The organism is Providencia sp. M-27 (assembly GCF_011077905.1).
In the GTDB taxonomy this organism is placed as follows: Bacteria; Pseudomonadota; Gammaproteobacteria; order Enterobacterales; family Enterobacteriaceae; genus Providencia; species Providencia huaxiensis.
The window spans coordinates 30,758-49,053 of record NZ_JAALBT010000020.1 but is presented as its reverse complement, the minus strand read 5'-3'; the positions used below and the strand labels follow the sequence as shown (position 1 = coordinate 49,053).

General features: G+C 40.8%; 15 protein-coding genes, 1 pseudogene and 1 riboswitch. Of the genes and pseudogenes, 10 read left to right on the top strand and 6 right to left on the bottom strand.

The genetic code is table 11. The features are described from left to right. The first annotated feature begins 45 nt into the window (after positions 1–45). Positions 46–158, top strand: a riboswitch (TPP riboswitch). A gap of 143 nt (positions 159–301) precedes the next feature. The 10 genes from thiC (at position 302) to G6Q48_RS19320 (ending at position 10,537) form a co-directional block, all read left to right on the top strand. Further along, the gene (gene thiC / locus G6Q48_RS19365) at positions 302–2,281 is read left to right on the top strand and encodes a phosphomethylpyrimidine synthase ThiC (RefSeq protein WP_166268081.1); all 1,980 of its coding nucleotides are present in this window, start codon (positions 302–304) and stop codon (positions 2,279–2,281) included. Continuing rightward, complete coding sequence (gene thiE / locus G6Q48_RS19360; protein ID WP_166268080.1) at positions 2,274–2,939, top strand: thiamine phosphate synthase; 666 nt, start codon at positions 2,274–2,276, stop codon at positions 2,937–2,939. Before thiC ends, thiE begins: the two co-directional genes overlap by 8 nt. Positions 2,940–3,014: 75 nt before the next feature. After that, the gene (locus tag G6Q48_RS19355; protein ID WP_102140175.1) at positions 3,015–3,773 is read left to right on the top strand and encodes a HesA/MoeB/ThiF family protein; all 759 of its coding nucleotides are present in this window, start codon (positions 3,015–3,017) and stop codon (positions 3,771–3,773) included. Next, entirely contained in the window at positions 3,761–3,961 is a 201-nt protein-coding gene (gene thiS, locus G6Q48_RS19350; RefSeq protein ID WP_004264499.1) for a sulfur carrier protein ThiS, read from the top strand. Before G6Q48_RS19355 ends, thiS begins: the two co-directional genes overlap by 13 nt. Positions 3,962–3,963: 2 nt before the next feature. Next, complete coding sequence (locus G6Q48_RS19345; protein ID WP_102140176.1) at positions 3,964–4,734, top strand: thiazole synthase; 771 nt, start codon at positions 3,964–3,966, stop codon at positions 4,732–4,734. After that, complete coding sequence (gene thiH / locus G6Q48_RS19340; RefSeq protein WP_166268079.1) at positions 4,731–5,852, top strand: 2-iminoacetate synthase ThiH; 1,122 nt, start codon at positions 4,731–4,733, stop codon at positions 5,850–5,852. The genes G6Q48_RS19345 and thiH overlap by 4 nt, the downstream gene beginning before the upstream one ends. Before the next feature lie 327 nt (positions 5,853–6,179). Then, on the top strand, positions 6,180–7,982 hold the full coding sequence (locus G6Q48_RS19335) for an arylsulfotransferase family protein (RefSeq protein WP_166268078.1): 1,803 nt from the start codon (positions 6,180–6,182) through the stop codon (positions 7,980–7,982). A 12-nt stretch (positions 7,983–7,994) separates the two neighbouring features. After that, positions 7,995–8,753, top strand: a complete 759-nt coding sequence (locus G6Q48_RS19330) for an ABC transporter permease (protein ID WP_102140179.1) — start codon at positions 7,995–7,997, stop codon at positions 8,751–8,753. Between the two features lie 2 nt (positions 8,754–8,755). Next, entirely contained in the window at positions 8,756–9,523 is a 768-nt protein-coding gene (locus G6Q48_RS19325) for an ABC transporter ATP-binding protein (protein ID WP_229597510.1), read from the top strand. 12 nt (positions 9,524–9,535) lie between these two features. Beyond that, positions 9,536–10,537 carry an ABC transporter substrate-binding protein gene (locus G6Q48_RS19320; RefSeq protein WP_102140181.1) on the top strand — a complete coding sequence of 334 codons (1,002 nt, stop codon included), beginning with the start codon at positions 9,536–9,538 and terminating at the stop codon, positions 10,535–10,537. Between the two features lie 80 nt (positions 10,538–10,617). Here G6Q48_RS19320 and G6Q48_RS19315 read toward each other — a convergent pair. The 6 genes and pseudogenes from G6Q48_RS19315 to G6Q48_RS19290 form a co-directional block, all read right to left on the bottom strand. Then, a pseudogene (locus G6Q48_RS19315) lies at positions 10,618–11,917 on the bottom strand (uracil/xanthine transporter). Between the two features lie 256 nt (positions 11,918–12,173). After that, positions 12,174–12,752 (bottom strand): DJ-1/PfpI family protein, encoded by a 579-nt coding sequence (locus G6Q48_RS19310; RefSeq protein ID WP_166268077.1) that lies wholly within the window; start codon positions 12,750–12,752, stop codon positions 12,174–12,176. 91 nt (positions 12,753–12,843) lie between these two features. Next, positions 12,844–13,698, bottom strand: a complete 855-nt coding sequence (locus G6Q48_RS19305) for a tagatose bisphosphate family class II aldolase (protein ID WP_102140184.1) — start codon at positions 13,696–13,698, stop codon at positions 12,844–12,846. A gap of 115 nt (positions 13,699–13,813) precedes the next feature. Further along, a complete protein-coding gene (locus G6Q48_RS19300; protein WP_166268076.1) occupies positions 13,814–15,280 on the bottom strand; it encodes a DUF2264 domain-containing protein in 1,467 nt (488 codons plus the stop codon). A gap of 63 nt (positions 15,281–15,343) precedes the next feature. Next, positions 15,344–16,951 carry a sulfatase family protein gene (locus G6Q48_RS19295; protein ID WP_166268075.1) on the bottom strand — a complete coding sequence of 536 codons (1,608 nt, stop codon included), beginning with the start codon at positions 16,949–16,951 and terminating at the stop codon, positions 15,344–15,346. A 23-nt stretch (positions 16,952–16,974) separates the two neighbouring features. Beyond that, positions 16,975–18,210, bottom strand: coding sequence for an anaerobic sulfatase maturase (locus G6Q48_RS19290; protein ID WP_166268074.1), 1,236 nt, complete (start codon positions 18,208–18,210; stop codon positions 16,975–16,977). Positions 18,211–18,296 lie beyond the last annotated feature (86 nt).

The following is an 18,296-nucleotide window of genomic DNA, read 5'->3' as shown; positions in this document are numbered from 1 at the left end:
GGAAGCACTTATCGCTTGAAGAATGATAAGGAAAGCTTATACTGAAACCTCTTGTCGGAGTGCCTAGTATGCATACGCATCAGGCTGAGACCGTTAATTCGGGATCCGCGGAACCTGATCGGGTTAATACCCGCGAAGGGAACAAGAGTAATCACTCAGCGTCATTTCACCCCACTATATTTGGTGAAAAATTCAGCGCAAGCCTTTTTATTACTCCTCCGAACTCCTGACAAGCAACTTTCTTTCGATAAACCCGCTACACACTAAACTGTGATAGCCGTGACAATGTCAGGAAATTGCTATGTCCAATAATACAGAACAAAATATCATCCCTACTGCTGATTTATCGCCACAAGCAGCCCCGGCTCGCACCCGTAAAGCTCAACGTGATGCCGCTGAAACCTTTATTAATACCGTTTCTGGCGTTTCGTTTCCTAATTCACAGCGTATTTATTTACAAGGTTCTAGAGACGATATCCAAGTCCCGATGCGAGAAATCCAACTCTCTCAAACCTTGATCGGGGGCGATAAAGACAACCCACAATTTGAAGATAACGAACCCGTTCCTATCTATGATACATCTGGCCCTTACGGCGACCCAGTTTCTGAATTAAATGTCCATAAAGGCCTTAAAAAAATTCGTGCGCCATGGATAAGTGAACGTGCTGATACCGAACCTGTCGAAAATTTAAGTTCCGATTTTACCCAACAGCGTCTCGCTGATGCAGGCCTTGACCATCTGCGCTTTAACAACCGCCCCCACCCATTAAAAGCCCAAACTAACAAGTGTGTTACCCAATTACACTATGCACGAAAAGGTATCGTAACCCCTGAGATGGAGTTTATTGCAATCCGTGAAAATATGGGGCGTGAACGCATTCGTGGCGAAGTTTTATTACAACAACACCCAGGGCAAGGCTTTGGCGCAAATTTACCGGAAAATATTACCCCTGAATTTGTTCGCCAAGAAGTGGCAGCGGGTCGTGCCATCATCCCAGCCAATATCAACCATCCCGAATCGGAGCCGATGATTATTGGTCGCAATTTCTTGGTTAAAGTGAATGCCAACATTGGTAATTCATCGGTCACCTCATCCATTGAAGAGGAAGTGGAAAAACTGATTTGGTCGACGCGTTGGGGCGCAGATACGGTCATGGATTTATCCACTGGCCGTTATATTCACGAAACTCGCGAATGGATTTTACGTAATAGCCCTGTGCCGATTGGAACAGTACCTATCTACCAAGCGCTCGAGAAAGTGAACGGTGTCGCTGAAAATCTTACGTGGGAAATGTTCCGTGACACATTATTAGAGCAAGCAGAGCAAGGCGTCGACTACTTCACTATCCACGCTGGCGTATTATTACGTTATGTGCCAATGACCGCCAAACGCCTAACGGGGATCGTCTCTCGCGGTGGTTCCATCATGGCAAAATGGTGTTTATCTCATCACCAAGAAAACTTTTTATATGAAAACTTCCGTGAAATTTGTGAAATTTGTGCCGCTTACGACGTTTCCTTATCATTAGGAGATGGCCTGCGCCCAGGTTCAATCCAAGACGCCAACGACCAAGCACAATTTGCTGAGCTCCATACCCTTGGCGAGTTAACCAAAATTGCATGGGAATATGATGTCCAAGTGATGATCGAAGGCCCTGGTCACGTGCCAATGCAGATGATCCGCCGTAATATGACGGAAGAACTCGAGTACTGCCATGAAGCGCCTTTTTATACCTTAGGCCCACTCACTACCGATATTGCACCGGGTTACGACCACTTTACCTCTGGTATTGGTGCCGCCATGATCGGCTGGTTTGGTTGTGCAATGCTGTGCTACGTCACCCCGAAAGAGCATTTAGGCTTACCAAATAAAGACGATGTTAAACAAGGGCTAATCACTTATAAGATCGCAGCTCACGCCGCTGACCTTGCTAAAGGCCACCCCGGTGCGCAAATTCGTGATAATGCCATGTCCAAAGCCCGTTTTGAATTCCGTTGGGAAGACCAATTTAACTTGGCATTAGACCCTGAAACTGCTCGCAAATATCACGATGAAACCTTGCCACAAGCTTCTGGAAAAATTGCCCATTTCTGCTCAATGTGCGGACCAAAATTCTGTTCGATGAAGATTTCCCAAGAAGTCCGTGATTACGCAGCCCAAAAAGAAGCAAACGAAAAAGAAGCAGGTATGGAACAGATGTCTGAGGCCTTTCGTGCCCATGGCAGCGAGCTCTATCACGGAGCTGAAATTGTGAATGCAGAGGTGAATGAAAATGCCTAAATTGCCTAATGCTATTATAACGCCAACATCACCCTTTCCAGAGACTGAACAACACCTTGGGCTTTACCCCGTTGTGGATTCCGTTGAATGGATTGAACGTTTGCTTGATGCAGGTGTTTCCACAATCCAATTGCGTATCAAAGACAAATCTGACGCAGATGTGCGTGATGATATTCAAAAAGCCATCGCTTTGGGTAAAAAACATAATGCACGTTTATTCATTAACGATTACTGGCGCTTAGCCGTTGAGTTCGGTGCCTATGGCGTACATTTGGGCCAAGAAGATTTGGAAACGACCGACTTACTGGCAATACACCAAGCTGGGCTACGGTTAGGAATATCAACGCACGATGAGCATGAACTGGCTATCGCAAAATCCGTGCGTCCTTCTTACATTGCTATGGGGCATATCTTTCCAACACAAACGAAAGAGATGCCATCTTCGCCTCAGGGTTTAGAAACACTTAAAGCCATGGTGGAAGCAACGCCTGATTACCCAACGGTCGCCATTGGTGGGATTTCTATTGATAAAGTCCCTGCCGTGCTAGCAACTGGAGTGGGCAGCATCGCGCTGGTCAGTGCGATTACCAAAGCCGATGATTGGCGCGCTGCAACAGAAACCTTGCTGAATTTAATTGAGCGAAATACTGCCAACTAGCCAATTTTTAATCACATAACTCGCCCTGCTTTATCATCATAAAACAGGGTTAGTGATGATTTAAGGAATTCAATCATGTTAAGTGACCAAGAATTCATGCGTTACAGCCGCCAGCTACTACTCGAAGATATCAGTCCCGAGGGGCAACAAAAACTGAAAAATAGCAAAGTCCTCATTGTTGGCTTAGGGGGCTTAGGCTCTCCCGCGTCCCTTTATTTAACGGGAGCTGGTGTCGGCGAATTGTGGCTAGCCGATCACGATGATTTACATGTTTCTAACTTACAACGGCAGGTGCTTTATGATACTGATGATATCGGCCAGCCAAAAGCCCAGCTGGCCGCAGATAGACTGTATCAGCTCAATCCGTTGGTAAGAACCCATGTTGTCGCACAAAAGTTGGATGTTAAGACTTTAATTCCTTTAGCTGAGCAAGTCGATTTAGTGCTTGATTGCTGCGATAACATGGCCACTCGTCACGCAGTTAATGCCGCTTGTGTCATGACCAATACAACCTTAGTTAGCGGTAGTGCGGTTGGGTTTGGCGGCCAATTAATGGTTCTTGAACCGCCATTTAGCACCGGTTGCTATGCCTGTTTATATCCAGACCAAGATGAACCTGAGCGCAACTGCCGCACTGCTGGGGTATTAGGGCCTGTAGTTGGGATCATCGGCACGCTGCAAGCACTGGAAGCCATTAAATTACTTGTCGGCCTTCCCTCTTCACTGAGTGGTAAATTGCGTTTATTCGATGGAAAACAGCAGCAATGGAATACATTGCAATTAACGCCGTCATTGCAATGCCCAATCTGTCGGGAAGAAACATGCATATCATAATTAACGACCAACCTATGGAATTCGACGCCCCACTGACGGTTAATCAATTATTTTCCACTCTCAACCGCCCAATAGTGGGAACTGCACTTGCTATCAACCAAGTGATCATTCCTAAAAGTCAGTGGGATTCACATCTCATTAATGACCAAGACAATATCTTGTTATTTCAAGCTATCGCTGGGGGCTAATGATGTTAAAAATCGCAGATTTAACTTTTCACTCACGCCTGTTTACTGGAACAGGTAAATTTGCCAGCGCCAACCTAATGCAAGACGCCATTGCGGCCTCAGGCAGTCAATTGGTGACAATGGCAATGAAGCGTATTGACTTACGTGGGCAAGATGATGGCATTCTACAACCGCTGCAAGAACTGGGTGTGAAACTATTACCGAATACCTCCGGTGCGAAAAATGCCCAAGAGGCGGTGTTTGCCGCGCGCCTAGCTCGAGAAGCCCTCGGTACCAATTGGGTCAAACTCGAAATTCATCCAGATATGCGTTATTTGCTACCCGATCCTATCGAGACATTGCTTGCCGCGGAGCAGCTCGTTAAAGAGGGATTCGTTGTATTGCCTTACTGCAGCGCAGACCCAGTGTTATGCCGTCGTTTAGAAGAAGTTGGCTGTGCCGCTGTGATGCCATTAGGCGCACCGATAGGCACAAACAAAGGCTTAGCAACCAAAGAAATGCTTCGTATCATTATTGAACAAGCCTCTGTCCCTGTCGTCGTAGATGCAGGAATTGGTGCACCAAGCCATGCGGCAGAAGCGATCGAAATGGGTGCTGATGCCGTTTTAGTCAATACCGCAATCGCGGTAGCTAAGCAACCGGTACTTATGGCAAAAGCGTTTAAACTGGCTGTCGAAGCCGCTGAATTGGCCTATCAAAGTGGGTTAGCTGCACCGAAGCAACAGGCGCAAGCATCAAGCCCGTTGACCAGTTTCTTAGGGGCCTTATCATGACCCCAAGTTTCCAAGAACGCTTACAAGCGCTGGATTGGGACGATACGACACTGCGGATAAACAGTAAAACCGCTGTCGATGTGGAACACGCTTTAGCGGCAGACATACTCACACTCGATGATTTTATGGCTCTGCTTTCCCCTGCTGCCCGTCCCTATATTGAACTAATGGCACAAAAGGCTCAGAAACTCACCCGCCAGCGCTTTGGCCATGCAGTTGGGTTTTACGTGCCACTTTATTTATCGAACCTATGCGCAAACGATTGTACTTATTGCGGTTTTTCGATGAGTAATAAAATTAAACGTAAAACCCTAAGTGACGATGAAATCATTAATGAGTGTGAAACCATTCGCAAAATTGGTTTTGATAGCTTATTGCTGGTCACTGGGGAACACCAAAGTAAAGTGGGTATGGACTATTTCCGTCACACACTCCCCATCATTCGCCCTTATTTCAGTTCCTTAATGATGGAAGTGCAGCCATTAAGTACAGAGGAATATAAGGAGTTGAAAACGTTGGGGTTAGATGGTGTGATGGTCTATCAAGAAACCTACCATGAGCCCACGTATCAGCTACATCATCTCAAAGGCAAAAAGCAGGATTTTCACTGGCGCCTAGCCACTCCAGAGCGTTTAGGGGAAGCAGGTATAGATAAAATCGGCCTTGGCGCGTTAATTGGTTTATCAAACAGTTGGCGTACCGATTGCTATATGGTTGCAGAACATTTGTTGTACTTACAGCAATACTATTGGCAAAGTCGTTATTCTATCTCTTTTCCTCGCTTACGCCCTTGTGCGGGTGGCGTTGAACCGGCATCACTGATGAGTGAGGCAGAATTAGTGCAATTAATTTGTGCTTTTCGCTTACTCGCACCGAATGTTGAGCTTTCCCTCTCAACCCGTGAATCGCCTTATTTCCGTGATCACGTCGTGCCATTGGCAATTAATAACGTCAGTGCGGGTTCGAAAACCCAGCCGGGTGGATATGCAGATACCAAAGAAGAGCTAGAACAGTTTTCCCCAAATGATAACCGCAGTGCCACACAAGTCGCACATGCCCTTGTGCAAGCCGGTTTACAGCCCGTTTGGAAAGATTGGGATAGCTATTTAGGCCGTTAAATTTTGCGGGCTAACGCGATGTTAGCCCGCAAGTAACGATCAGTAAATGAATTCATATATAGTTTAATATCATTCATACTGTGCTACTAATCATAAAATATGAGCAATACTCATTGCCATCACTAGGAAAAAATCAATCATATTTTTAACTTTTTGTATTAATTACGTATTATATTCTTATTACTTAATATTATAAATATAAACACTTAATAGAACATTACTTTATTGTTCTATTAAGTTATAACACCATAATAAAAGATATTTCAAAACCCATTACCTTTACACCATTATTCCACATAGAAAAAATTTACTATAGGAATATTTAATATGGGACACCCAAGTATTTATCCTTCAGGAACTACTATTTTCAATAAAGAAAAAACATTTAGTGGTTATACCCTTTTTAACGCACCTGGAAAAGGTGCGCTATTAATTGATATGAATGGCCGAGAAGTGCATTTATGGCAAGGAGTTGATGGTTTTCCTAATAAAATTTTACCTGGTGGATATTTATTTGGTAGTCATGGTTTGCGATCACCTAAATATGGTGTTCAAGATCAAGTTGATTTAGTTCAATTTGATTGGGATGGTAACATTATATGGTCATTCAATAAATTAGAAAAAATACAAGATCCCAATCAAGAAATAATATGGATGGCAAGACAACATCATGATTTTCAACGTGATGGAAACCCTGTTGGTTATTATTCTCCTACATTAACATCACAAACCCATAGCGGAAATACTCTAATACTATGCCATAAGAATATTTACAAACCTGAAATATCAGATAAATGGCTACTTGATGATATTTTTATCGAAGTAGATTGGCAAGGTAATATTATCTGGCAATGGGCATTTAGCGATCACTTTTCAGAATTAAATTTCAGCGAAGAAGCTAGAAATGTTTTATATCGTGACCCAAATATGCGTAGTACCGGTGGAGGTATGGGAGATTATCTACATATTAATACCATGTCTCGTATAGGACCAAATCTACATTATGATAATGGAGACGAACGTTTTCATCCTGATAATATTATTTGGGATTCTAGAGAAGCAAATATAATCGGAATAACGAGCCGGAAAACTGGAAAAATAGTTTGGCAATTAGGGCCCGATTATAACAACAAACAAGTTCATCATCTTGGTTGGATTATCGGACCTCATCATGCTCATATTATACCTCATGGCCTTCCAGGCGCAGGAAATCTGTTAATTTTTGATAATGGCGGCTGGGCAGGTTATGGAGCACCAAACCCTTCATCTGTATATGGCTTAAAAAATGCATGGCGAGATAGTTCTCAAGTATTAGAAATAAACCCAGTTACTCTCGAAATTATTTGGCAACATGATGCAGAAAAACTAGGCTTTGCCGCTCCCATGGATTCAAGTCGATTCTATAGCCCATATGTAAGTAGCGCTCAGCGTCTACCAAATGGTAATACTTTAATTACCGAAGGCTCAAATGGGCGATTGATTGAAATAACAGCTGAACATGAGATTGTGTGGGAATATGTCTCGCCTTACTGGCGAGAAGGAAAAAAACGCAATAATATGATCTATCGTGCTTATAGAATCCCTTATGATTGGATCCCTCAATTAGATATACCTGAAGAAAATAGCATAGCACCTATGGATGTCTCTCAATTCCGATTACCAAATGCAGCTCCTAAAGATACAATTACAGGAGTGTATATCGAAGGAATAATAAAACATAAAATTTCAGATGATGATATCTTATGTATTGCTCGAACTAGAGATAATCATCCCTCTAAGAAATCTGATACCTTTTTCTTTTCCGATAACATATATGAAATAGATAGTGAAACATTCGACTCAATTATTAATGAAAATAAAAATAATTTGATATTCTTCGGTGCTAGTTGGTGCAATAAATGTAAAGTATTGAGTGAGTTATTGCCTTCATTAGTAAAACGTTACTCAATAAATAAAATCAATTATCTCTCTGTAGATAATTCTGTTGAAATCCTTCAAAAGTATTCACTTAGAAGCATACCTATTATTGCAGTTTCAAATAATGGGAAATTAGTGGATAAACTCGTTGGATTACAGGATACAACAACATATGTGAGTTTCCTCAATCAATATTTCGACAAAATAAATTGAGGCTTATATATCATGTTGAAAAACAGTTTTTTCTTGCTTCTACTTCCAGTTATTATTTTTACAACTTGGTATATTACAACAACAATTGGAGGTGTTTCCCCTGTTATTTTTCCATCTATTCCACAAGCATGGCATTCTTTGAATTTCCAGCTATATTCTGGGCAATTATGGCAAGATTTATCAATTAGTTTATCCCGAGTATTAATAGCCTTTGTTATCGCTGCTATTTTTGCTTTTTTTCTTGGTATTATCATGGCATTGTCGCTACGAACAAACCAAATTTTCAACCTAACATTAAATGCTATACGTCAAATTCCTCCGCTAGCATGGATACCATTATTAATTTTATGGTTTGGAATTGGTGAAGTAACTAAAATTATTCTTATTATAAAAAGTGCCTTTTTCCCTATCTTACTAAGTACTATCAATGGAATACAAACGACACCTATGACTTATATTGAATTAGGTAATCTTTATCAATTCAATATTTGGCAAAAATTACGAAAAATTTATATTCCATCACTACTTCCCAACCTATTTACAGGTTTAAGGCTTGCAATGGGGTTATCTTGGGCAACAGTTGTTGCAGCAGAAATGATCGCAGCTAACTCGGGTATTGGCTATCGCATCAATGATGCCCGGATTATGCTAGATTCCCCAGTCGTTATAGTGGGTATTCTTGTTATCGGTATAGTCGGTTTATTATTAGATAAGATTTTATTAATTATATCTTATTACCTGCTGCCATGGTTAAGAACAGAAAGGAGATAGATATGCTATCAATCAAAAATGGATTTAAAAACTTTACTATCAATAATAAGTTACTTCCTGTTTTAGAAGATATTAACCTTCAAGTTCAAAAAGGTGAATTTGTTGCTATCGTTGGCCATAGTGGTTGTGGGAAAAGTACTTTACTACGCATAATTGCAGGCTTAAACCAATTCAATAGTGGAAGTGTACTATTTAAAAATAAAGAGATAACCAAACCAAATATAGAAAGAGGAATGATTTTTCAAGAAAATAGGCTTCTACCTTGGTTAACAATTGCCGATAATATCGCTTTCGGATTAGACCATATAGATAAAAAAACGAAGAAAATTCTAGTTGAAAATTATTTAAAACTCGTAAACTTGACTGAGTTTGCTAATGCTTATCCCAAACAACTCTCAGGTGGAATGGCACAACGTGCAGCAATTGCCCGTACCATAATCACCCAACCTGAACTATTGTTATTGGATGAACCGCTTGGCGCACTTGATGCTTTAACCAAAATTGAGATGCAACGAGAGATTTTATCTATCAAACAAGAAAAGCAACTGACGATGATTTTAGTTACTCATGATATTGAAGAGGCAATATATTTGGGAAATCGAGTAATTATAATGTCATCCCGTCCTGGAAACATAAAAAAAATAATTGATATTAATCTTCCTTATCCACGAAATCGAGGCAGTTCTGATTTTGCATATTATAAAAGAATTATTCTTCAAGAATTTTTCGATAATTCTGCAGAACTTTTTGCAAGTGAATATGAAATCTAGAAGGAACATATCATGGTATTATTAAATTATATCAAATTTCCTATTATAGTATTAATTTCGTTCATTCTAGTTGGTTGTGGGGATGAAAGGCTACCTGACAGTAAAAATAATGAAAAAATTGTTCGTATTGGCACAGCAGATAATAATGGTCGTTTAAGTGGTTTGCTCGGTTTAGCAAAACAGCTAGGATATCTTGAAGAAGAGCTACAAAAAGTTGATTACCAATATTCCATTTCTGGTTTTGCAGGAGCAGGGCCTGCCGTCAATGAAGGCCTAGCGACAAATGCCATTGATATTGCTGTTTATGCTGATTTTCCAGGAATTATAGCCACATCGAGAGGTGTACCCTTAAAATTAATCATGTCAGAGGATTCTTCCATCAATGCCAATATCGCAGTAAGAAAAGATAGCAATATTCACTCATTAGCTGACCTTAAAGGCAAGAAAGTTGCATTACCACGAGGAACGTATATGCAACGGTATTTCACGCTATTTATTGAACAACAAGGGTATAAATTATCTGACTTCAATATTATTCAAATGACAAATGATGCTGAATCCGCATTATTAAACGGAGCAATTGATGCGATGGTATGGACTGAGCAAAGTACCGCCCGTTTAGAAAATAAATCCCCAACTATTACAACACTTTATTCAACCCGTACTGAACCTGAACTCTCAGGTATTTCTGTTATCGTAGGGCGAGAAGCATTCATAAATCAAAATGAGAATGTGATTAAAGCAATGAATATTGCTTTATTAAAAGCAAGTAAATATGCGCAAAATAATCCCGATCAGGCAGAAATTTTACTTGCTAAAGAAAGCGATACTAATGTTGAAATCATTAAAAAAATACATGATTTTCATAGTATAGATAGTTTTTCTAAACGCTATTCCGTTAATATTACTGATAATGACATCCGTAAGTTAAAGCAAACTCAACAATTTTTGATTGATAACAAAATTATCACTAAGCCTATTGATATAAAAAATTGGGTTTATACTAAAAAATAAACGCCTAAATGAAACCATATCCCTTTTTATTTCTTTTCTAGCAAAGATTTTTCTTCATCTTTGCTTTTTTTATCAAAATATTAAGCAATGTTATCCCACTTGATCGTATTTTCTAAAATAAGTGCCAAGATAATGCCCATTAGCAGCCCATTACCCAGTAAAGAACTAAACATTGTTGGCAAAGAACTTAATACCGCAGCAGGTGCTGACATCAAGAAGATACCAATAAAAATAGGTAGAGCAAGGCAATAAATATTACGTGCATTTAGCTTCATATCTGCCAGAAACGAAAATGAAGAAAATAACAGAGGCAGATAAGTCGCCAACATGACCGCGCTGCCAATGGCTAACGGTAAAGAGCGAAAAAATTGGGTCAATACTGCAACGCCCCACACATAAGAAAATAAGGCTGCCAATACTAAAAGAGGTACGTGAACTATCTTTTGTTTGGGTAATTAAACCAATGGATGAAACAAACGGTGAAAAAGGCACGACCCCTATTGGCGCGGCTAATATCGTGACGAACCCTGACATCATAAAACTACGTCGATATAGGGACTTCGTCGGCAATGAATCGGGGTAAAACACATCAGTTCCTCGCATCGCTCCAAATGTATTTGATGTATTTAATATCCCAGCCAAAATAGCCGTCAATACAATACTCATATTGACTTCATCGGAGCGACCTAATGGAAATAGCATCCATTCCCCTGATGAAACAGGGGATATTGCGCTGCCAAATAGCCCACTATAAGCAACCCACCCGATAATTGTCCCAATTAATAACGCATATTTACTGATGCTCATGGGTAAATAAATAATCATTCCGATGACAAATATCAGTACTGCGAGCGCTAAAAAGAAGACAGGGTAATTGACCGTGATATTTTCGCCTCCGACACCAAATGGTAGTCCTAGCATTCCTTTTAAGAAAATAGTTACTAACTGGGCGCCAAGCAAAAACATAAATACGACTAAAACACCCGGTTTAAACAAACTCGCCAACCAACCGCCCAATCCACTCAAACCAATAAGAATAGTCACGACCCCAGACAAGAAAATACCAATAGCTAAACTCCAGCCGATAGTGCCAAGGGGAGTTCCTTGCATCGATTCTGATAATGTGACAGTTAAAATTGTTGCCCACCACAACCCTGTCGGTCCTTCCATTACTGAGCGCTTGTGCCCTAAGAATGCTTGCAATAAACAAGCTAGAGCTGTTAATAAGAAAGCATATTGGGTAATAACAAATGTGGTTTGTGGTGATAAATGAAAAGCGGACTGTAACGTCGGAGGAATAACAACCGTATTACAAAAGATAAAAAAGAACCATTGGAAACCAGAAATAATATTATTTTTTGTAATAGCAATATTCCGCATATTCATTCCTTACCGGCGATTATGTACCTGACCAGCTTAATGTTTATAACGGAAAATTTCTAATTTAAATCCAGCTGTTATGAGATTGATAAATTACAATTAATTCTTATCATGATGAGAACTAGCTTCATACACTATTAACTCTGATTTTTGATCATTATTCTGCTATCTAATATTAATAAAGCGGGAAAAAATATTATTCCCGCTTTATTTTTATCGGTGATCAAGATAAAAAACGCTTAGTCAGCAATAAACGTTATAGATAAGGAAGTGGCCAATGTTTAAAATAAATATGCTTAGCTTGCCAATCCACTTTATCAATATTGTCAGCCAGTAAATATTTTGCGACGGTAAATGCAAACTCAAAACTCACACCGAGCCCTTTTGCACTGATAAATTTCCCGTCAACAACAACATCTTGGTCAACATAAATACCATCATCAAACTTCTCAGCGAGTTTGTCCCCGGTACTATAATGCCGCCTTTCCAGTAAGCCATGGGCGGCTAGCACCTTCGCACCAGAAGAACATAGCGCACAAATATATTTATCCTCATGTATATGCCGGCGAAGAAAATCAACCACCTTTTCATTCGCATATAAACGGTCAGTTCCTTTTGGCCCACCTGGCATCATCACTGCATCATAAGTATGAGATAATTTATCGACTAAAAGATAATCTGCACTAATTTTAGTGCCAAAATACGTATTTAAAACAAGCGTATCCATGCAAGACAGCACATCAACATGAATATCTAGCCGACGCATGATATCAATGAAAACGACAGCTTCCCCTTCCTCAAAACCATCCGCGAGCAAAACAGCAACTTGTTTCATGACATTCCTTTTATTTTTCAAAAAGAGTTATTGCAGGGCATCCGCAATAAATTTTGGTTATATATCAAGCAAATCCAGATAGTTTTGCTTATTAAAGTGTTCCATCACTTTTGCAAACACGAATTTTATCCATCACCACCGCTTTCATCGCTGCCTTTCCTGGAACCAGATAATGGCGAGGGTCAGTGGCTTCTGGGTTTTCAATGAAATACTGCTTAATTGCATCAGAGAACGCGATTTTGAGCTCTGTCGCGACATTGACTTTACAAATTCCAAGCTCAATACAATGCCTAACATCCGCATCAGGGATCCCCGAAGCACCATGAAGCACTAACGGTAAATCCGTTTTCTTACGGATAGCGTCTAGTCTAGCGAAATCTAGGTGTGGCTCATTTTTGTACATGCCGTGAGCGGTTCCAATGGCAACAGCCAAGGAATCAATACCGGTTCTTTGAATAAAAGTTACGGCAGCATCAGGGTCAGTGAAAAGCGCATCCGCTGCATCGACAACTAAGTCATCTTCTTGCCCCCCTAAACGCCCTAGTTCAGCCTCAACCGTGCAGTCCCACTGATGGCAAAAATCAACAACCCGCTTAACGATTTGAATATTTTCTTCAAACGGAAAATGAGAAGCATCAATCATTGCAGAACGTACACCTGCGGAGACTTTTTGGAAAATATCTGGGATATCTTCATGATGGTCGAGATGCAAAGCCACGGGAACTTTATAACGCTCAGCCGCTTGCTGGCAGATTGCAATCAAGTAGTCACTTCCTGCATAAGAAAATGTACTTGGTGTGCCTGCTAAAATAACGGGGGATGCCATTTCTGCGGCCGTTTCCATGACAACTTGAATGGTTTCTAAATTATGAATATTAAATGCGGGAACCGCATAGCCACCCAGTTGGGCTTTGTTCAACATATTACGGGTAGATACCAAGTACATAATCGCCTCTTAACTTTCGATTGATTTCGAATAATATTAAACGAAAGAATCAGAAAGGTAAAAGATCTAAATCACATTTCCATTCCTTTCGCACTGAAAGCAAATGAAAGAGAGGCTAGAAGTAGTGAGTCATTTTAGAGCTATAACTGGTCACCCCCTTACGTAACAGATTGTTTTTAGGGCGTCTTGACTGGCCTAGTAGCGTTTCAATCACTTTCTGAGAGCATAATTGTTTCTCTAAGCGACGCGTCAACGGGGATTGCTGTTTGAGGTAATCTTCACGAAATATCACGGTAACCTCTTGTGTTTCTTTCACACCAATAACCGTTGCCGAAATTGACGGTATTTCGAAATGAAAGTCTGAACACTCAATTGGCAATGGAGTGCGAGGGCTATCCCAAAGTTGAATTCGCTTGCCGCAATATAGAGCAATGACTACCGCACGTAATGACCAAAAACTACTCGCAGGGCCACTATAGTTATCAACTAAGCGTGCATCATAGCCAAATAAACCTTGAGTTGGCGCTCCTGCTTTTAAGGCACCATGACCAATAAAATAACGCAAAGTGCTTTCTAGTGCGTTTTTAGCTTCCCCCACACCCACGGCGTTCCCACCCAAATCAACGCCTGCCAATAAAGGCGCGGATACTGCGAGGCGATAACATGCACTGCGACCAAAAAAAGGGATGCCTTGAGGTGTCATAAAATATCGGTAATGATGGTTAAACTGATTTAATGAACTACGAATGAATTCTTCATCAAAATCAGGGCATATCTGGTTAAGCCAATATAATGAGTAGTAAAACCCCCATGCATTGTAGTAGTCAAAGTTACCTTTCGCGCCATCCCGAAACCAACCATCACCCACGTAAAATTGTTTCACTCTTTCATAGCGCCACGTTGCAATAGTATCTCGACCAGTGAGTGCTCGGATCACAAATTGCACAGTAAGCGGGAACAGGTGCCAGTTGTTGTCTACGATATCGCAGTGATTAACTTGTTCGAACCATGCAATGATCCTCTGTTGTGCGGACTTATCCAATTTTTCCCATACCCACTCACGACTTAACCAGAGAGTCAGCGCTAAATCTGCAGACTCACAAATTTTTTGGTCATAATTTTCAAGCCTTCCCCAATAGCCTTTATGAGTGGGATCTGTGCCATGTAAAAATGCATTCTTGATAATGTCAGAAAGGTCAATTGATGCTAAATTTATTCCATTCAATATTGCTTTTTGGCTGTGAACTAGCCATGAAGCAAGCAAAGGCAGTACCCTACTAACCCCTTCTAGAGCATCTGTCCGTACCGTTTGCTGGCCTGGGCTACCGGGGTAATATGCGTGAGAGTAGCCCCATGTTTGATAATGAACAAAAGCTTCCGTGGTATAGCGAACTAATAATTCGCAAAGAACTGAAAGTGATTGATTTTCATCTTGAAAGGCTTTGGTGATGTGGTTATCGTTACATTGATAGGCTGACTTTCTAATTAATCTTCGAATGATATTTTCTTTGAATAGCTTCTGGTAAATTTTTATATTTGGGTGTTCATAAGGCAGCTTTGGACGTTCAGTAGGTGTTGTCATACGTATTTCTCTATGATGCAAACAGGCGCATCCTTGCGCGCAGGCTAAAACAAAATTTTGTATTTATTTTGCTGATTCAATCAGGACTTGGTAACGATCTTGTCCCCATACAACGGGTTTTGGCTTATCTTTAACCCATTGATAATAAACCGATTTCAACTCTTTCACTTTTTCTGGATATTGAGCTGCTAAGTTATTCGATTCGGCCGGGTTTTGTTTATCATTGAATAATTGGAGCTGGTTAGAGCCATCATCATAAAAATAAAGAGCCCACTCTCCATCACGGATAGCCCATGAACCTTTCGATAGTTTTTCTAAATTAGGGTTGTTTGGAATTTCTTTGCGTTGATAAGTGATCCATTCATGGTAGCCATGCCAAAAATCTTGGTTTTCTTCGCTGTAATGTTTCGTCCCTGGACCTGTCCAATACAGATAATTATGTGGCGACTTTTCTGCTTTCCCCGTTAAGAGTGGCATAATGTTTTTGCCTTCAACCTTCATACTATCGGGAATGGTGATCCCTGCGCTTTGTAATGCGGTTGGTAAGATATCAATCGCTGAAACCATCGCATCACTGTGTTTACCCGCAGGAATATGCCCCGGCCAATAAGCGACAAATGGAACACGTACACCACCATTAAACATTTGCCCTTTAAAGCCTTTATCCATTGCATTCATTGGCATTGGCGACTCATGCACCGCGCCATTGTCAGAAATAAAGAAGATTAACGTATTATCTAATTCACCATTTTCCTTTAGTGTATTGATAATTTTACCAATTCCCTCATCTGCGGCATTGAGCGCAGCAAAATATTTGTCGGCTTCAACATTACCCGTATTGAATTTATCCATGTATTTCGCAGGGGAAGCTTCTTCTAACGGAATGTGCGGCACACTATATGAAAGGTTGATAAAAAAAGGTTTGTCCTTGTGCCCATCAATGAATTTAATGGTTTCATCCGTTAGCAAATGTGTGGTATAGCCGGGAGCTGGCACATTTTCACCATTTCGCCACATTGCGGGGGAGTTCCAAAGTGCCGCTCCTGATGCATAGAAACTATATGCATAATCGAAACCTCTTTCATGAGGTGCGAAACCTGGTTCCGGTGTTGAAATCATATTATCGTGATAATCACGAGTTTGCTTTTCTGCTGCAATTTTAGGTTTTTTCAATACCTTCGCATTATGCCACTTTCCAATACTGGCGGTGGCATAGCCATTTTCTTGGAATAATGCAGGTAATAGTTTGATATCTTGTGGAATACCTAACATCGCATCATCGTTACTGTAAGTACCAAAACTTGCAGGAGAGCGGCCAGTAAAAATACCGGCTCGTGATGGGCCACAGACAGGATGAGCCACAAATGCATTGGTCATCTTAATTCCGCCAGCCGCCATGTCAGCGACATTTGGCATCGCTATTTTTGCCGCTTCCACCATCTTATTAATATCGCCCTGATAACGTTGTGGTGACGGGCGCTTCGCAAGTTCGTTAACATCAATGCTATCAAGTACAAAATCGAGCTGTCCTGTTCCTAAGTCATCCATAACAATCAGTAAAACATTCGGCTTCTCCGGTGTACCACCGGCATTCGCTGCAATTGGAGGCACTAAACTACTGGTTGCAATCAGCCCTGCTAACAGGCTTTTCTTCATAGAAGGTAATCTCACAAAAATATCTCCAGATAATATTGTTATTGCTTATAAGCGTGCTGTATTTCGCCAAGTGCATCACTGGCTAATGCGCCACGTGATATCGCTTGGCGCATTAACTGCATGCCTAAAGCGGTATGATGGAAAATCTTTTTATATGAACGACATAAATAGTTATGGCGATATTTTTCACCTTCTATCGCCGTGATCCGGTGCTTAGGACAGCCGCCATAACAAAGGCTTTGAACCTCACAGCGCTGGCAAAGACTCGTTAGCTTGTCATATTTATTTTGCCCAAAACGGATTTGCTGCTTAGAGGAAACAAGACGAGAAAGGGAATGTTGTTGTACGTTACCCACCCGATTTGCTGGGTACACATAGTGGTCACAGGAATAGACATCTCCATTCGACTCAATAATCAGCGCTTGTCCACACGTTTTAGATTGCACACAGGTTGATGCCGGATAGCCCATCCAAGTGCCTAATAAGCTATCAAATAGACGAATATAAATTTTGCCAATGTCTCCTTGGTGGACCCATTCATCAAAAACATCAGCCATAAACTGCCCATACCCCTCAGCGGGTACTGAAAAAGGAGCCATCACTGCATTTGGCCCAGGGGCATAATGGCCACCTTGGGTATGAGGAAAGTGCCTATCTACCTCAACAATGGGGATAAACTGAAAGAAAGTGGAACCCAATGCTTTCAAAGCTCGATACGTTTCTTTTCCTTTTCGCCAATTTTGGTCATTAACAACGGTTAAGGTATTAAATTCAACACCATATTCAATCAGGAGCTGAATCGCTTTCTTTACACGTTCAAAAGTTGGATTACCATTAACGGAAATCCGGTATTTATCATGAACAGCTTCTAAGCCATCAATAGATACACCGATTAAAAAACCGTGATCTGCAAAAAACTGTGCCCATTGCCGGTTTATCGCAATAGCGTTAGTTTGCACACTATTCGTGATGATTTTTCCTTGGGCATATTGCTTTTGGTACTTAACAACCCGCTCAAAAAATTCGAGCCCTGCGAGGGTTGGCTCCCCACCTTGCCACGAGAAATCCACCTGTTCACCTGCATGAGACTGGATATAGTCTTTGATATAACGACGCAGCACGTTATCAGGCATAACGTCATGTTGGTCTTCCACTGATTGTTCGTGAAATACATTTTCTTTTTCAAGATAAAAACAGTATTCGCATTTAATATTGCAGCGATAGCTGGTGGGTTTCGCCATCATATGAAAGTAAGTAGGTTGGTTTGCAGGCATTTAAATTCATCCGAAACAGTCAGGTTATTTTTATAGCATTACGCAAAACACGAAAAATCAAAAGAGATTGAAATCACAAAATTAAA